Here is a 443-nt window from a genome sequence, read left to right as displayed (position 1 = left end):
CGACCCACCGCCGTCGCGCGGGGTCGGGTCGGCGGCCGGCGAGAAGGTCACCGTCACCCGGGCAGCCGCGGCGCGCAGCCGCGAAATGGGCTCGCGAATGTACGGTTTCGTGCACCGCGCCGCCACTGCCGACGGCGCCGACAAGTCCGGGCTGACCGCACTGACCTGGCCGGTGGTGGCGAACTTCGCCGTCGACGCGGCGATGGCCGTGGCGTTGGCCAACACGTTGTTCTTCGCCGCCGCCAGCGGCGAGTCGAAGGGCAAGGTCGCGCTCTACCTGCTGATCACCATCGCCCCGTTCGCGGTGATCGCCCCGCTGATCGGGCCCGCGCTGGACCGCCTGCAGCACGGCCGCCGGATGGCGCTGGCCGCCTCGTTCGCGTTGCGCACCGTGCTGATCGTGGTGCTGATCGCCAACTACGACGGCGCCACCGGAAGCTATC

General features: G+C 72.0%; 1 pseudogene. It reads left to right on the top strand.

The window, feature by feature from the left end:
• A pseudogene (locus RM590_RS35645) lies at positions 1-443 on the top strand (MFS transporter); the annotation flags it as partial.

The sequence above is a fragment of the Streptomyces litchfieldiae genome (genome assembly GCF_031845365.1).
Classification (GTDB): Bacteria; Actinomycetota; Actinomycetes; order Streptomycetales; family Streptomycetaceae; genus Streptomyces; species Streptomyces litchfieldiae.
The sequence above is the reverse complement of the archived record's forward strand: the minus strand, read 5'-3'. Positions and strand labels throughout refer to the sequence as shown.